Here is a 15491-nt window from a genome sequence, read left to right as displayed (position 1 = left end):
ATGTCAGGTACTTATGAGATGCAGGCCGATCAAAGCCCACACCCGCCGGATGTTGTGACGCTTAAGTCACAGTGTTTGTACAACTCGTTTGGATACGCCGAATTGAAAGCGCATCCAGAACAATATCTTTGAATTGCTCCCGTCACGTGCCACTTCACGAAGAAGTCACAGTGCCAGGTTACAATTCTTAGACTCAGCTTGATTTACCTTGTTAAAGAACGGTCCGGTTGTTAAAACCAGATTCAAACACTCTGTCTGCAAAGCGCTTGAATCTGATAGTGATGAAAGAGAGGAATGAGGAATCGGTAATCAGTAAATGGTGGAGCTATGCGGGATCGAACCGCAGACCTCCTGCGTGCAAGGCAGGCGCTCTCCCAGCTGAGCTATAGCCCCATAATTGGTAGGCCTGGGCAGATTTGAACTGCCGACCTCACCCTTATCAGGGGTGCGCTCTAACCAACTGAGCTACAGGCCTATGAGTCAGCACCCAACGGCATTCACCTGCCCTTAGGACAGTCTTTCATCAACCAAACAAAACGAAGACAAATGTGTGGACACTTGCTAAAACAGGTCACGGTCGTTTAAGGAGGTGATCCAGCCCCAGGTTCCCCTAGGGCTACCTTGTTACGACTTCACCCCAGTCATGAATCACTCCGTGGTGATCGCCCCCCCGAAGGTTAGGCTAACCACTTCTGGAGCAACCCACTCCCATGGTGTGACGGGCGGTGTGTACAAGGCCCGGGAACGTATTCACCGCGACATTCTGATTCGCGATTACTAGCGATTCCGACTTCACGGAGTCGAGTTGCAGACTCCGATCCGGACTACGAAACGTTTTGTGGGATTCGCTCCACCTCGCGGCTTTGCTGCCCTCTGTACGTTCCATTGTAGCACGTGTGTAGCCCAGGTCGTAAGGGCCATGATGACTTGACGTCGTCCCCACCTTCCTCCGGTTTGTCACCGGCAGTCTCCCTAGAGTTCCCACCATCACGTGCTGGCAACTAAGGACAAGGGTTGCGCTCGTTACGGGACTTAACCCAACATCTCACGACACGAGCTGACGACAGCCATGCAGCACCTGTCTCTCGGTTCCCGAAGGCACCAATCCATCTCTGGAAAGTTCCGAGGATGTCAAGACCTGGTAAGGTTCTTCGCGTTGCATCGAATTAAACCACATGCTCCACCGCTTGTGCGGGCCCCCGTCAATTCATTTGAGTTTTAACCTTGCGGCCGTACTCCCCAGGCGGTCTACTTAGTGCGTTAGCTGCGCCACCAAGAAATCAAGTCTCCCAACGGCTAGTAGACATCGTTTACGGCGTGGACTACCAGGGTATCTAATCCTGTTTGCTCCCCACGCTTTCGCACCTCAGCGTCAGTATCGAGCCAGGAGGTCGCCTTCGCCACCGGTATTCCTCCACATATCTACGCATTTCACCGCTACACGTGGAATTCTACCTCCCTCTCTCGTACTCTAGTCGGCCAGTATCGGGTGCAGTTCCCAGGTTGAGCCCGGGGCTTTCACATCCGACTTAACAAACCGCCTACGCGCGCTTTACGCCCAGTAATTCCGATTAACGCTCGCACCCTCCGTATTACCGCGGCTGCTGGCACGGAGTTAGCCGGTGCTTCTTCTAAAGGTAATGTCACAGCAACGTGCTATTAACACGCTGCCTTTCTTCCCAATTGAAAGTGCTTTACAACCCGAAGGCCTTCTTCACACACGCGGCATGGCTGCGTCAGGCTTTCGCCCATTGCGCAATATTCCCCACTGCTGCCTCCCGTAGGAGTCCGGGCCGTGTCTCAGTCCCGGTGTGGCTGATCATCCTCTCAGACCAGCTATGGATCGTCGCCTTGGTGAGCCTTTACCCCACCAACTAGCTAATCCAACGCAGGCTCATCCGATAGCGCGAGGTCCGAAGATCCCCCGCTTTCCCCCGTAGGGCGTATGCGGTATTAGCTCGAGTTTCCCCGAGTTGTCCCCCACTACCAGGTAGATTCCTACGCGTTACTCACCCGTCCGCCGCTCTACTCACCCCGAAGGGCTTTCGCGCTCGACTTGCATGTGTTAGGCCTGCCGCCAGCGTTCAATCTGAGCCATGATCAAACTCTTCAGTTTAATCTTTTACCTCTGCACCCAAAAAGTACAAGAGGGGATGTTTACGTGATTGCCTCACTTCAACATCCAAATCTCGGCTCAGACACAATTTGAAATCATAATCCAAACTAATGAATCGATGAGTCACTTGTTGTGTCTGATAGTTGTGACAACTATCTCAACAAGTGCCCACACATCTGTCTTCGTTTCTTTGTTAAATAGCCCAGGGTCGCCAGGACCGTGGTGTCTCGCCGGGACAGTGCCTCGACAAGGGACGCGTATTATACCGGCGGAAGCTCCGAAAGCAACAACTATTTGCGATATTTCGCACTGGCTGCCAACTTCGAATCTGCCCCACCTGTATTACCTAAGCTGTTGAAAGCAAGGTTGTTTTGGTGGCCTTCCGAGGCCGCGTCACAGCGGAAGGAGGCGAACTATACGCAGCGGCAACGAAACGCGCAAGGCCTTTGAAAAAAATAGTCCAGAATGCCCAAAATTACCAGTCTGCCCGGCTCAGTCGACAGCGCTTTCCAGCTCGAACAAGTGGTATTTCTTCTTGCCGAGACGGGCAATAAAGAACCGGCCATACAGTGCACTGGCTGCCGTCAGACACTCTGCCACCCGGGCATTGTCATCCCACCCTACGGCCCGATCGTTCAAGGTCACCGCCTGCCTCCCCAGCGCATCCTTGACCTGCTTGCCGGAAGCGGCCATGCCGGACTCCGTCAGCAGCTGGGTGAAGGTGTCCGGCAGGGCGGAAACCCGCAGCACCGACGCTGGCAGCCCATCCAGGCGCAACTGCAGCAGATCTTCCTCCGCCAGCGAGCTCAACTCACCACTGAACAGCGCTTCGCTAATACGCTGCGCGGCCACCAGCCCCGCCTCCCCGTGGACCAGGCGGGTGACCTCGCGGGCCAGCACAGACTGGGCCTCCGGACGGCCCTCGCGTCTGGCATCGGCCTGTTCCAACGACTCGATCTCGGCCACCGGCAGAAAGGTAAAGTACTTGAGAAAGCGGTACACATCCGCATCAGCTGCGTTGAGCCAGAACTGGTAGAAGGCATAGGGAGAGGTTCGTGCCGGGTCCAGCCATATGGTGCCGGATTCAGTCTTGCCGAACTTGCTACCGTCCGCCTTGGTCACCAACGGCATGGTCAGGCCGAACACCTGCCGGCCATACATGCGCCGGGTCAGATCTATCCCGCCTGTGATGTTGCCCCACTGGTCGGAGCCGCCAAGTTGCAGGCTGCAGTCATGGCGCCTGCTGAGCTCGGCAAAGTCCAGCGACTGCAAAATCATGTAGCTGAACTCGGTAAAGCTGATGCCACTGCCTTCGCGCTCAAGGCGCTGCTTGACCGACTCTTTCTGTATCATCGAGTTGACCGAGAAGTGCTTGCCGACGTCGCGCAGGAAGGTCAGCACATCCAGGCCCTGTATCCAGTCCAGGTTATTGACCACTTCTGCAGAGCGGGGGCCCGCATCAAAATCCACAAATTGCGAGACCTGGGCGCCGATCCGCTCCACCCAGTCTCCCACCACCTCCGGCGTATTGAGCTGCCTTTCCTGGGCCTTGAAGGAGGGGTCGCCAATAAGCCCGGTGGCCCCTCCCACCAGGGCCAGGGGCTTGTGTCCGGCCAGCTGGAAGCGCCGCAGCATCAATAGCGGCACCAGTGAACCGATATGAAGGCTGTCCGCAGTAGGGTCGAAACCGCAATACAGGGTGCGCATGCCGCCATCGAGCCAGCCCGACAGGCCTTCCTCGCCCGCAATCTGGAAGATCAGGCCGCGGGCGCCAAGATCCGCTAAAAGGGCATTGCTACTCATCGGGAGACTCCCGGCTCAACGCGTGCAGGACGCAATTCTGGGGGGCGCAAACCATACAATACCCCCTCACAAAAGCAAACCTTAAGTTGAATGGCACTTACTTAAGGCTGCTTCAATGCGAGGACGCTACTGCCGGAGAGTACTTTCGAGACCGTATGCGACATGGATGTCGCATCCGAGCCTCCATGGATGGATTCAGAGCCTGCCCCATGAGCGCAGCGAGTGCTTTGGGTACGGCATGTCTCGAAAGTACTCTCCGGCAGTAGTGACCGGATTATTGGCACCCAATCGTTAAAGACCAGTGCCATTCATTAAGTTCTATCGCACCTTTTTGTCAGCGGCAAAGTTTTATATACTCCGGGAACCGAGCCAATCGCGATCGCAATATAATGCAGTCATCCAGAAAATCCAGAGGAGCCACGGCCAGGGTCAGCAACCAGATTCCGATACCCCGCAAGCACTTGCTGGCGGTGGGGTTGCTTACCGCCGGCGTAGCTCTGACCACCATTCTCACTCCGTCGGGCGGAGTGGAAGCCAACAAGCACAGCGGTCTGGAGCTGGATTTCCCCCTGGAAGAGGGTTTACTGGCTCCGATAGAGGTCAACGCCTCTCCGGTCACCGCCAGCCTGATAACTGACGCCGGACTGGCCGAATCCACCCCCGCCCGCCCGAGCTGGGTCGAACAGACCGTACGCCCCGGCGACAACCTGTCACTGATATTCAATCGTGCCGGGTTCAGCGATGCGGACCTGCACCGGGTTGTCAACGAAGCGCCGGAGGGCAAGGCGCTGGCGCGTATCTTTCCCCGGCAGACCATCGCCTTCCAGACAGCCGAAGACGGCAGCCTGCTGGCGGTGCGTCATGTCATTTCCCCGCTGGAGTCGCTGACGTTTCGCCGTGAAGAAGGCGGTTTCAAGACCGAGCGGCAAGTGCGCGAGACCGAACCAAGGGAATCCCGGGTCAGCGCGGAGATCACCTCCTCCCTGTTCATGGCGGGCCAGGATGCAGGGTTGTCGCACCAGTTGATCATGGATCTGGCCAATATTTTTGGCGGCGTCATCGATTTTGTCCAGGACCCGCGCCAGGGCGACACTTTCCACCTCGTCTATGAAGAGCACTACCTGGACGGTGAAAAATACAGGGACGGCACCATCATAGCCGCGTCCTTTACCAACCGGGGCAAGACCTGGAATGCGTTCCGCTACGAAGACAGTCACGGTGACGTGGGCTATTACAGCGAAGACGGCACCAGCATGCGCAAGGCCTTTTTGCTGGCGCCTGTGGATTTCACCCGGATCAGCTCCAATTTCAACATGCGGCGCCTGCATCCGATCTACAAGACCACCCGTCCACACCGCGGCACCGACTATGCGGCACCGACCGGCACTCCGGTGTACGCCGCAGGCGATGGCAAAGTGATCAAGTCGGGTTACACACGGGCCAATGGCAACTATCTGTTCCTGAAGCACGGCGATCAGTATGTCACCCACTACCTGCACCTGCACCAACGCAAGGTGAAGCAGGGGCAGCGGGTCAGCCAGGGCCAGGTAATCGGCACCGTGGGCGCCACTGGAGCGGCCACCGGGCCCCATTTGCACTACGAATTCCTGGTCAACGGCGTGCATCGCGATCCCCGCAAGATCCACAAGCAGCTGCCCAAGGCCAAAGTCCTCGCGGCAGCGGAATTGCCAGCCTTCCAGGCCAGCATCGCCGGTGCTTCCAGGCAGCTGGCATCACTCCAATCCGATACCCGGCTGGCCCTGAACGATACGGCGGAAATAAAAGCTGCAGCCCCCTAAACAATCTTCTCTCTATCTGGGGCTGATGTCCGGCACCAGTATTGATGCCGTCGATTGCGCCCTGCTCGACTGCGGCGGCAATACCATCAAACTGCTGGCGGCACGGGAAGCCCCGATACCCGCAACCCTGCGCGCCCGCATCGCCGCCATCAGCCAGCCGGGCGACAATGAAATCGAGGCGCTGGGCAGGCTTGACCGGGATCTGGGCACGTTGTTTGCGACCGCGAGTCTGGATCTGCTGGCCGAGGCCGGATTGGTCAGCGCTGACATCAACGCCATCGGCAGCCACGGCCAAACCATACGCCATCGCCCGCCCTCCGCCGATCGCACTGCGCCTTTTACCCTGCAGATCGGCGACCCCAACACCATAGCGGAGCTGACTGGTATCACCACGGTTGCGGATTTTCGCCGCCGTGACATGGCCGCCGGCGGCGAGGGAGCGCCACTGGCGCCCGCATTCCATGCCGCGGCCTTTGCTGCGCCGGACCGCAACCGAGCAATCGTCAATATCGGTGGCATTGCCAACGTCAGCCTGCTCGCCGGACTTACGCTCAGCGCCGGCTTTGACACCGGCCCGGGCAACACTCTGCTGGATCACTGGATCAATCGGCACCAGGCGGCACGCTACGACCAGCATGGACAATGGTCCGCAGAAGGAACGGTGTCAGCCACGTTGCTGAAGGCCCTGGAAGCGCATCCCTATATGGCGCGCTGCGGCCCCCGCAGTACGGGCAAGGAGGCATTCAACCTCGACTGGCTGGACGATTGCTTGCGGGCAATGCCCGCCCTGGACCCGCGCGATGTACAGGCAACGCTGGCGGAATTCACCGCTGCCTCCATCGCGCGAGCCATCGGGAACTGGGAATTGCGTGTGGACGAGGTGTATGTCTGCGGGGGAGGCGCCCGCAACACGGACCTGATGCGGCGGCTCTATCAGAAGCTGGCGCCAGCCCGCCTGGATACCACAGCAGTGCTGGGGATTGATCCCGAATGGGTAGAGGCGGCGGCATTTGCCTGGCTCGCCTGGCGCAGCATGGAAGGCCTGGCAGGCAACGCGCCGCAGGTCACCGGAGCAGCGGGAACACGGGTACTGGGAGGGATTTACCCGGCGGCCGGGCGTTCAAACGACGGCGCGGTCATTTCAGGTGACCCCGGCTGACACCAGATATCAGATGGAGAACGAAGCCCCACAGCCGCAGGTCGTGGTTGCATTGGGGTTGTTGATGACGAAACGCGAGCCTTCCAGGCCTTCGGTATAGTCAACCTCCGAACCAACCAGGTACTGGAAGCTCATCGGGTCGACCAGCACCGCCACTCCCTCGCGCTCGATCACGGTATCGTCATCCGCGGCGGCATCCTCAAACGTGAAACCATACTGGAAGCCCGAGCAGCCGCCACCGGTAATGTAGACCCGTAATTTCAGGTCCGGATTCTGCTCTTCCTCCACCAGCTCACGCACCTTCTGCACGGCCTGGGCCGACAGGTTGATACCGCTGGGATTGAATGATTCCGCTACCGACATAGTCGCTCTCTGGGACGCGCGGCGTCCACTTTAACCGCTTGCAAAGCGGCATTATCCAAAAACCAAGTAAACTAGTCAACTTTAGTCGCCGATACCACCATTGAGGCGAGGCACTCGCCCGCGCCCTTCGCCCCGGTGGCGCGATTGCGGCGGTCACTTCCCGACCTGGGTGAACTTCTGCTGTACCTGCCAGGCATATTGCTCCCGCGCCTCGACCTTGCGGGGGAGGATATGGTCGCCGCCACGCTGACAAACTGCGGCTCAAAGCCGGCGGGCAGGACAAGTTCACCCTCGATGGACTGAAAATAGCGAAATCGCAGAGGCTGAACCGCGTCCTCCAGGTCATCGCTCAGTAGTGCCAGGGGAAAGCTGTGGCTCTCGCCGTCAAGCTGGCCGTGCACCTCGGCATAGAGCTCACCGCTCATCGGCGTGTGTTTGCGGGCTTCCTGCTGGGCCACGATACGAAAGCCAAAACGCCGCGGCTCATCCCTGGCGACCAGTTCAAGGGCGCGCAGGCTGAACCCCTGGGCGATCTCGCCGGGCGCCATCAAGCTGCGGTAAAACCGGACCCCTTCCTCCAGGCCCGCGATCTGCTCTTTTTGCGCCGCCAGCTCCCGCCGCACCAGTTCCAGCGAAGCCCGATCCACCTGGTGACGGGTATCGAGCATGGCCAGTTCGCGCTCCCGGGCCGCCAATTGCTCCCGCGCGCCGGCCAGCTCGGTGGTCTGTTGCCGGTACTGTACCGGATCGACGCCGGCGCCACTGAATGCGGCGGCGCGGCCCAGAAAAAAGCCCAGGCCCAGCATCAGCGCTGCCACCAGCGTCGCCACCACGACCGCGATCTGGCGGTGGCGGTGGCGGGAATAAGTGCGGCCGTTGGCGGCCCGGTTCAGATCGTTGTCCACAGCAGCTCAGGGCAGCAGGCCGATCTGCTCCAGACCGGCGGTTTCGGGCAGGCCGAACATGATGTTCATGTTTTGTACGGCCTGGCCCGAGGCACCCTTGACCAGGTTATCGATCACCGACAGTACCACGACCGTGTCGCGCTGCTGCGGCACAATGACAGACAGCTGGCAGCGATTGGCGCCCTTGACGGTGCGGGTCTGGGGCAGAACCCCGGCCGGCAGTACATCGACAAAGGGCTCGTCCCGGTAATAGTCCTCGAACAGAGCCTGCAGATCCGGCGGGGATGCCAGCAAGCGAGCAAACAGTGTGGCGTGGATGCCGCGCACGATCGGCAACAGGTGCGGCACGAAGGTGACCGCTACCGGGCCGCCGGCGACGTCACCCAGGCCCTGCTCGATCTCCGGCAGATGGCGATGCCCGGCTGCACCATAGGCCTTGAAGCTGCCTGCCGTCTCGCTGAGCAGGTTGTCCACCTTGGCCTGGCGCCCGGCGCCGCTGGCACCACTGGCGGCGCTGGCAATCAGCCCCTCCGGTGCCACCAGCCCCCTGGCCAGCAACGGAATCCAGCCCAGCTGGATCGCGGTGGGATAGCAGCCGGGGCAGGCCACCAGCTGGGCCTGGCGGATCTGCTCCCGATTCACTTCGGGCAGGCCATATACCGCGTGAGCCAGCAAGTCGGGGCTGGCGTGCGGCTCACCGTACCACTGCGACCACAGGGCCGCATCGCGGATGCGGTAGTCCGCCGACAGGTCCACGATCCGGGTGCCTGCTGCCAGCAGTTCCGGCACCAGTTGCATGGCCACATTGTGCGGCGTGGCGAAGAACACCAGGTCACAGCTGGCCAGTACACCCGGGTCGGGTTCGGCAAATGCCAGCTGGTAGTAGCCGCGCAGGTTGGGAAACTGTTCATCGACCCGGCGCCCCGCCTCCGCCCGGGAGGTAATGGTCACCACCTCCACCCCTTCGTGCATGGCCAGCAAGCGCAACAACTCGACACCGGTATAACCGGTGCCGCCCACAATTCCCACCCTGATCATTAGTGCTCCCGTGCATTTTGCAAACAGCCGGCGCTGCCACCATACTGTGGCAGCGACAAGCTGGTACCGGACAGTACGCCAGTATAAAACCAATCCCGGACAGCATAACTGTTAATATTGGATCTTTACATATCCACGGCGACTGTCGGGACCGGCTGCTATGCTCTGGCTAAAAGCGTTTCATCTCATTTTCATGGTGTGCTGGTTTGCAGGCCTGTTCTATCTGCCGCGGATCCTGGTGTATTTTGCCGCCAGCGAGGATGCCGCCACCCGCGCCCAGCTGGCACTGATGGCAGGCAAGCTGTACCGATTCGTCACGCCGTTCATGCTGCTGACTGTCGGTTTCGGGCTCGCTCTGATCGCTACCAATCCGGCTTATTATATGACTGCCGGCTGGCTGTGGCTCAAGCTCGCCGGCGTCGCCTGCCTGATTGGCTATCATCTGCTGTGCGGCCGCCATGTGCGCGCGGCAATCGCGGACAACAACCGCCACGGGCATGTGTATTTTCGCTTTTTCAACGAAGTGCCGGTGCTGTTTCTGTTTGCGATCATCATCCTGGCCGTTGTACGACCATTTTGAATACGCCCGGCCGGCGCTGGAAATTGGCCCCCGCCAATTGGATAATCAGGGTTGCCATACGGCAGCCACTCTCGCTTCCCAGGTTCCAGGATCCCGACTCATGAGTACATCAGAACAATTGTTCGAACAGGCCCAGCACCACATACCCGGTGGCGTGAACTCGCCGGTGCGCGCCTTCAAGGCGGTGGGGGGCACTCCGATATTCATTGAACGCAGTGAGGGGCCCTATATCTACGACTGTGAAGGCAGGCGCTATATTGACTATGTGCTGTCCTGGGGGCCGATGCTGATGGGCCACAATCACCCGCAGGTACGTGAAGCGGTGATTCGCCAGTGCGAGAAGGGCCTGAGCTTCGGCACCCCCACGGAGTTGGAAACCCGGCTGGCCGACCGGATCTGCGAGATCATGCCGGGCATGGATCTGGTGCGAATGGTCAACTCGGGCACCGAAGCCACGATGAGCGCCATCCGCCTGGCCCGCGGCTTCACCGGTCGCGACAGCATCGTCAAGTTCGAGGGCTGCTACCACGGCCATTCCGACTCCCTCCTGGTCAAGGCCGGCTCCGGCGCCCTGACTCTGGGTGTGCCCAGTTCCCCGGGCGTTCCGGCAGCGCTGGCGGACCACACCATGACCCTGACCTACAACGACAGCGAGGGTCTGCGCCAGGCCTTCGCCGAGCACGGTGATCGCATCGCCTGCGTGATCGTCGAGCCGGTGGCGGGCAACATGAACTGCATCCCGCCGCAACCGGGCTTCCTGGAGACCATGCGTGAGCTGTGCAGCGCCCACGGCGCAGTATTGATTGTGGACGAGGTGATGACCGGTTTCCGCTTCGGCCTGCAGGGAGCGCAGGGCTACTATGGGATTGAGGCGGATCTGACCTGCCTGGGGAAAGTCATCGGCGGCGGCATGCCAGTGGGCGCATTCGGCGGCAAACGTGAAATCATGGAGCAGATCGCACCGCTGGGGCCGGTCTACCAGGCTGGCACCCTGTCCGGTAACCCGGTGGCGATGGCCGCCGGGCTGGCGACGCTGGAAGTCATCTCGGCTCCCGGCTTCTATGAGCCGATATTCACCCACACGGCCCAGCTCTGCGCGGGGCTGGAGCGGGCGGCCAGCGACGCCGGCGTGGCTTTCACCACCAATCACGCGGGCAGCATGTTCGGCGGCTTTTTCACTGCCGCGGAGGCGGTCAGCAATTACGCCCAGGTGATGGCCTGCGACACCGCCGCCTTCAACCGTTTCTTCCACCAGATGCTGCAGCAGGGCGTGTATCTGGCGCCCGCTTCCTACGAGGCCGGCTTCATGTCCTCGGCCCACAGCGATGCCGACATCGAGCAGACCGTGACAGCCGCCCGCAGCGCCTTCGCCAGTCTCTGAATCAGGAGTATCCGCCATGTTCCAGAGCAACAGAGGCCCTTTTCCCCAGACCCGGATGCGCCGGTTGCGGGCCCGGGAGTTTTCCCGCCGGCTGGTGCGCGAGCAGCTGTTGACGCCGGCCGACTTCATCTACCCGGTGTTCGTACTGGAGGGCCAGGGTCAACGGCAGGCTGTCGGTTCAATGCCGGGCATCGAACGGCTCAGCATCGACCTGCTGGTCGAGCACGCGAGGGAAGCCAGCGCGCTGGGAATACCGGCGCTGGCCCTGTTTCCGGTGGTTGCCGCCCACGGCAAGAGCCTGACCGCCGAGGAGGCCTGGCAACCCGACGGCCTGGTACAACGGGCCGTGAAGGCACTGAAAGACGCCTTGCCTGAGCTGGGCGTAATCACCGATGTGGCGCTGGACCCGTATACCACGCACGGCCAGGACGGGATCATCGATGACAACGGCTATGTACTGAATGATGTTACCAGCGCGGCTCTGGTACAGCAGGCCCTGTCGCATGCCGAGGCCGGAGCCGACGTGGTCGCCCCTTCCGACATGATGGACGGCCGCATCGGCGCGATTCGTCACAGCCTGGAACAACACGGCCATGCCAATACCCTGATCATGGCCTACGCGGCCAAGTATGCCTCGGCCTACTACGGCCCGTTCCGCGACGCGGTGGGCTCAGCCGACAGTATCCGCGGCGGCAACAAGTACAGCTATCAGATGGACCCGGCCAACAGCGACGAGGCTCTGCACGAATGTGCGCTGGACCTGGCCGAAGGTGCCGACATGATCATGGTCAAGCCCGGCATGCCGTATCTGGACATCGTCCGGCGAGTACGGGAGGAGCTGAAGGCACCCACCTTCGCGTATCAGGTCAGTGGCGAGTACGCCATGCACATGGCCGCCTTCCAGCAGGGCTGGCTGGAACCGGAACCGGTGATACTGGAATCGCTGCTCGCTTTCAAACGCGCGGGCTGCGACGGCGTATTGACCTACTTCGCGCTGCAGGCAGCCCGGGCGCTGCAGTAGGTACTGTCACGATGCTCCGTCACTGCCTGTTCATCTGTCTGGGCACGATACTCCTGCTGCATCCGCCCGCGATCGCCGGGCAGGAGGAGATCGAGGACTGTGATTGCCTGTGGCAGGGCAGTTTCAGCGAGGTCCAGGGGCGAGCCGATCTGGTGGTCAGCGGCACTGTCGCGCAGATGGGCAAGGGCAACTCCATAGACTTCGCTCTTGAGCAGACCCTGCGCGGCCGCGAGGTGCAGCCGACCATCCGTATCTGGCTCAAGGCCCGCGACTTCTGCCGGCCCCGACCAGCAATTTTCCGGTGGGCAGCCGCTGGGTCATGGCCCTGCATCGTATTGAAGAGGACGTGCCGGGCGGCTTCGATCCCGATACGCCCAATTTCAGCTACGGCCGCATCGGCGACTACCGGCTCTCCAGTTGCGGCGGCTACTGGCTGGCGCTTGCCGAGCAGTGGGTCACCGGCAACCTGGTCAATGCACCGCGCTGGGAGCGGGATCCGAAGATGACACCGGTACTGCTGGATCTGGTGGCTGCCTACGTCCGCGGCCAGGTGGACAGCGAGGCACTGCTGGAAGCCAGCCGCGAGGATCCGGCCCTGCGCGAACTGATGCTCGACACCCGGGAGTTTCTGCGTCAGAACCAGTAACCAGGGCCGGCTAGGCCCGGCGCCACTCCCTGCGCCGGCGGCCGCTGTCTTCCACCAGGTCCATCAACTCGTCGAGCATGGCCAGAGAGAGTCCCCAGATACGGCGCTGGCCATAGAAATAGCACGGCATTTTGACGCTCACCCGCCTGCGCTGCCAGCGCATGCTGTCGCGGTTGGCGTCATCGAGCAGAAACTCCAGCGGCACCCACACCACCTCTGCCACCTCGTGGTTGAGCCGGAAATGAGCGGGGCCGTCCATCCGGAAGACAAAGGGGCTGACAGCCATGCCAAAGCCCCGGCCGCGGGGCCGGGCGTTGATATCCGACAGCCGGCCAATGCAGTGCGCCTGCCGCTGCAGGTCCAGCCCGACTTCCTCGCGCGTTTCGCGCAGCGCCACCGCATAGCCGTGGGCATCGCCGGGGTCCATCCGGCCGCCGGGAAAGGCCATGTGGCCGGACCAGGGATCACCCTCCCTTTCTGCCCGTTTGATCATTAGAATGTGCAACTCGCCGGCCCGCACCTGCAGAACAAGGGCCACCGCCGAACGCTTCATCAGCCGGCGCAGCCACGGCCGCCCCGGGCGATGGCCCGCCAGCCGGGTTTCGATCAATTGCAACAATGCTATGGACACCAGAAATTTCTCACAATCCAGTACCGGATTAAGCCAGCCGGGAGACGCGGTGACAAGTCACCTGAACCACAAGAGCCAAACAATGAGCAGCAATACGACACTTTTCAGTATGCGGGACATCAGCCTGGTCTACCGCGCAAAACCCGTCCTGCGCCACATCGACTGGGAGCTGCTGCAGGGCCAGCACTGGGCCTGCATCGGCCCCAATGGCGCTGGCAAGACCAGCCTGGCGCGCATCCTCAGCGGCCAGGCCAGCCACTTCTCGGGGCAGTTCCAGGCCTCACCGGAATTGCCTCGCCAGGGGGTCGCCTATGTCTGCTTCGAGCAGGCCCAGGCGCTGTGCGCGAGGGACCGCAAGCTGGACGATTCCGAGTTTCGCGCCGATGCCTCCGACCCCGGCACCCGGGTCCAGGACGCCATCCTCGATGGCCGCGAACCCGACAACCGCTTCCGGGACTGGGTGGCGCGCCTGCGGATGGAGCATATTCTGCAGCGGGGCCTGCGCTTTATCTCCACCGGTGAGATGCGCAAGACCCTGCTGGTGCGGGCACTGCTCAGTCAGCCGGCCCTGCTGATACTGGACAGCCCGCTGGACGGCCTGGACCATGCCAGCCAGCAGGCGATGCGCGAGGCGATAGACGAGCTGCTGCAGGGGACCGCCAGTGTGCTGCTGCTGTGCCGGCAACTGGAGGATATACCGGCCGGGGTCAGCCACGTGCTGGTACTGGACAACGGCCGTGTGCTGGACTGCGGCGAGCGCGCTTCCGTGCTGGCACAGCCCGCCGTCAGGGCACTGATGGATCCGCCGCTACCGCCCTTGGGCGCGTTGCCTGCCCCGGCCCAGCGCCCCTATTCCCTGCCGGACGGGCCGCTGCTGACGCTGCGCGACGTCAGCGTCAGCTACGGCGAGTTGCAGGTATTGCGCGGGGTGAACTGGGAATTCAGGCGCGGCCAGCACTGCTGCATATCCGGACCCAACGGCTGTGGCAAGACCACCCTGCTCAGCCTGATCACGGGAGACAATCACAAGGCCTACGGGCAGGACATCACCCTGTTTGGGCGCCGCCGGGGCAGCGGCGAGAGCATCTGGGATATCAAGCAGAAATACGGCCAGCTGGACACCCAGCTGCAACTCAACTTCGCCCACAACATGCGGGCGCTGGAAGTCGTGGTATCGGGCTTCTTTGACAGTGTCGGCCTGTTCGACGACTGGGGCGATGTGCAGCGCCACACCGCGCAGCAATGGCTGACGGCACTGGGGCTGGCCCAATACAGCCGGGCCGGCTTCGATACCCTGTCTTTCGGCCTGCAGCGGATGGTGTTGCTGGCCCGGGCCATGGTCAAGTCACCGGCGATACTGCTGCTGGACGAACCCACCCTGGGCCTGGATGGCCCCCACCGGCAGCTGATGCTGCGGGCGATCGACCATATTGCCACCCACAGCGACACCCAGATCATCTTTGTCAGCCACTCTGCCGGCGACACCCCTGCCTGCATCAATCAACAACTGCGTTTTGTTCCGACCGACGATGGCTTCGCATTGCAGTGCGACGAGAGCGCGGCCCCAGAGTGCAGCTGACAGGCTAGCCAACCGGCAGGGCCGCGGGATTCGACAGACGAGAACAGGAGTGGACACTGCGCCGCATCTCAGCGGATCAGGGCCCGCAGCGCGGCGCACTCGCGGTCGCCACGGCAGTACAGCATACCGCGCTCGGCGGTGGCGCGGGAACGGTCAGTCTGGCCCTGGGCGGCATAGGTGCGAGCCAGGTGCAGGTATACCTCGGCGCTGTCGGGATCGATCCGCTGGGCCCGCTCCAGCAATGCCAGCGCCTGCTCGTAATCGCCCTGCGCTGTAGCGGTTTCCGCACGCGCCAGCAGGGGGCCGTAGGCGTGGACGGCACTGGGCTCGGGCGGCACGGGCGCTGGCCGTGGCGGCTGTGTTTCGGGAGGTGTCACCACGGTGGGATCCGGTCGCGTCTCCACCGGCGCCGGCTGCCGCCCCGGGGGGAGTAAATGCTACAGCCTGCCAGCAGCAACAGCAGACCCGCC

Annotated in this window: 13 protein-coding genes, 2 tRNA genes and 1 rRNA gene; 7 read left to right on the top strand and 9 right to left on the bottom strand. The window is 61.8% G+C overall.

The genetic code is table 11. The features are described from left to right. Positions 1 to 317 precede the first annotated feature (317 nt). The 4 genes from G3T16_RS11905 to tyrS all read right to left on the bottom strand — a co-directional run bounded on the left by G3T16_RS11905 (position 318) and on the right by tyrS (position 3919). Positions 318 to 393, bottom strand: a tRNA-Ala gene (locus G3T16_RS11905). A 5-nt stretch (positions 394 to 398) separates the two neighbouring features. After that, positions 399 to 475: transfer RNA gene (locus tag G3T16_RS11900), tRNA-Ile, on the bottom strand. 107 nt (positions 476 to 582) lie between these two features. Then, positions 583 to 2116, bottom strand: a 16S ribosomal RNA gene (locus G3T16_RS11895). Positions 2117 to 2608: 492 nt separating this feature from the next. Next, the gene (gene tyrS, locus G3T16_RS11890) at positions 2609 to 3919 is read right to left on the bottom strand and encodes a tyrosine--tRNA ligase (RefSeq protein ID WP_163495453.1); all 1311 of its coding nucleotides are present in this window, start codon (positions 3917 to 3919) and stop codon (positions 2609 to 2611) included. Positions 3920 to 4308: 389 nt separating this feature from the next. Here tyrS and G3T16_RS11885 point away from each other — a divergent pair, with 389 nt between their 5' ends. Further along, entirely contained in the window at positions 4309 to 5718 is a 1410-nt protein-coding gene (locus G3T16_RS11885; RefSeq protein WP_163495452.1) for a peptidoglycan DD-metalloendopeptidase family protein, read from the top strand. Beyond that, a complete protein-coding gene (locus G3T16_RS11880) occupies positions 5705 to 6877 on the top strand; it encodes an anhydro-N-acetylmuramic acid kinase (RefSeq protein WP_269473301.1) in 1173 nt (390 codons plus the stop codon). Before G3T16_RS11885 ends, G3T16_RS11880 begins: the two co-directional genes overlap by 14 nt. A 9-nt stretch (positions 6878 to 6886) precedes the next feature. On the opposite strand, the gene erpA is transcribed toward G3T16_RS11880, so the two are convergent. The 3 genes from erpA to argC all read right to left on the bottom strand — a co-directional run bounded on the left by erpA (position 6887) and on the right by argC (position 9183). Further along, positions 6887 to 7240: an iron-sulfur cluster insertion protein ErpA gene (gene erpA / locus G3T16_RS11875; RefSeq protein ID WP_163495450.1), complete on the bottom strand. Its 354-nt coding sequence runs from the start codon at positions 7238 to 7240 to the stop codon at positions 6887 to 6889. 71 nt (positions 7241 to 7311) lie between these two features. Beyond that, on the bottom strand, positions 7312 to 8145 hold the full coding sequence (locus G3T16_RS11870; protein WP_163495449.1) for a DUF6776 family protein: 834 nt from the start codon (positions 8143 to 8145) through the stop codon (positions 7312 to 7314). A 6-nt stretch (positions 8146 to 8151) separates the two neighbouring features. Next, a complete protein-coding gene (argC, locus tag G3T16_RS11865) occupies positions 8152 to 9183 on the bottom strand; it encodes an N-acetyl-gamma-glutamyl-phosphate reductase (protein ID WP_163495448.1) in 1032 nt (343 codons plus the stop codon). A 160-nt stretch (positions 9184 to 9343) separates the two neighbouring features. On the opposite strand from argC, the gene G3T16_RS11860 reads away from it, so the two are divergent. The 4 genes from G3T16_RS11860 to G3T16_RS21885 all read left to right on the top strand — a co-directional run bounded on the left by G3T16_RS11860 (position 9344) and on the right by G3T16_RS21885 (position 12811). Further along, complete coding sequence (locus tag G3T16_RS11860) at positions 9344 to 9763, top strand: CopD family protein (protein WP_163495447.1); 420 nt, start codon at positions 9344 to 9346, stop codon at positions 9761 to 9763. A gap of 100 nt (positions 9764 to 9863) precedes the next feature. Continuing rightward, positions 9864 to 11144 carry a glutamate-1-semialdehyde 2,1-aminomutase gene (gene hemL, locus G3T16_RS11855; RefSeq protein WP_163495446.1) on the top strand — a complete coding sequence of 427 codons (1281 nt, stop codon included), beginning with the start codon at positions 9864 to 9866 and terminating at the stop codon, positions 11142 to 11144. Positions 11145 to 11160: 16 nt separating this feature from the next. Further along, the gene (gene hemB / locus G3T16_RS11850; RefSeq protein WP_163495445.1) at positions 11161 to 12165 is read left to right on the top strand and encodes a porphobilinogen synthase; all 1005 of its coding nucleotides are present in this window, start codon (positions 11161 to 11163) and stop codon (positions 12163 to 12165) included. A gap of 319 nt (positions 12166 to 12484) precedes the next feature. After that, on the top strand, positions 12485 to 12811 hold the full coding sequence (locus G3T16_RS21885; protein WP_232059053.1) for a hypothetical protein: 327 nt from the start codon (positions 12485 to 12487) through the stop codon (positions 12809 to 12811). Between the two features lie 10 nt (positions 12812 to 12821). Here the strand turns inward: G3T16_RS21885 and G3T16_RS11840 are convergent, their stop codons facing one another. Beyond that, positions 12822 to 13442, bottom strand: coding sequence for an NUDIX hydrolase (locus G3T16_RS11840; RefSeq protein ID WP_232059052.1), 621 nt, complete (start codon positions 13440 to 13442; stop codon positions 12822 to 12824). 82 nt (positions 13443 to 13524) lie between these two features. Between G3T16_RS11840 and G3T16_RS11835 the strand changes: the two genes are divergently transcribed. Continuing rightward, complete coding sequence (locus tag G3T16_RS11835; RefSeq protein ID WP_163495444.1) at positions 13525 to 15021, top strand: ATP-binding cassette domain-containing protein; 1497 nt, start codon at positions 13525 to 13527, stop codon at positions 15019 to 15021. A gap of 68 nt (positions 15022 to 15089) precedes the next feature. Here the strand turns inward: G3T16_RS11835 and G3T16_RS11830 are convergent, their stop codons facing one another. After that, positions 15090 to 15425: a tetratricopeptide repeat protein gene (locus G3T16_RS11830; RefSeq protein ID WP_163495443.1), complete on the bottom strand. Its 336-nt coding sequence runs from the start codon at positions 15423 to 15425 to the stop codon at positions 15090 to 15092. Between the last annotated feature and the right edge of the window lie 66 nt (positions 15426 to 15491).

The organism is Kineobactrum salinum, assembly GCF_010669285.1.
Taxonomy (GTDB): domain Bacteria; phylum Pseudomonadota; class Gammaproteobacteria; order Pseudomonadales; family Halieaceae; genus Kineobactrum; species Kineobactrum salinum.
This window is presented reverse-complemented; position numbering and strand designations above follow the sequence as displayed.

Coding starts and splice junctions, on each gene's coding strand:
- tyrS (WP_163495453.1), bottom strand. CDS start 3,919: ATGAGTAGCAATGCCCTTTTAGCGGATCTTGGCGCCCGCGGCCTGATC.
- G3T16_RS11885 (WP_163495452.1), top strand. CDS start 4,309: ATGCAGTCATCCAGAAAATCCAGAGGAGCCACGGCCAGGGTCAGCAAC.
- erpA (WP_163495450.1), bottom strand. CDS start 7,240: ATGTCGGTAGCGGAATCATTCAATCCCAGCGGTATCAACCTGTCGGCC.
- argC (WP_163495448.1), bottom strand. CDS start 9,183: ATGATCAGGGTGGGAATTGTGGGCGGCACCGGTTATACCGGTGTCGAG.
- G3T16_RS11860 (WP_163495447.1), top strand. CDS start 9,344: ATGCTCTGGCTAAAAGCGTTTCATCTCATTTTCATGGTGTGCTGGTTT.
- hemL (WP_163495446.1), top strand. CDS start 9,864: ATGAGTACATCAGAACAATTGTTCGAACAGGCCCAGCACCACATACCC.
- hemB (WP_163495445.1), top strand. CDS start 11,161: ATGTTCCAGAGCAACAGAGGCCCTTTTCCCCAGACCCGGATGCGCCGG.
- G3T16_RS21885 (WP_232059053.1), top strand. CDS start 12,485: ATGGCCCTGCATCGTATTGAAGAGGACGTGCCGGGCGGCTTCGATCCC.
- G3T16_RS11835 (WP_163495444.1), top strand. CDS start 13,525: ATGAGCAGCAATACGACACTTTTCAGTATGCGGGACATCAGCCTGGTC.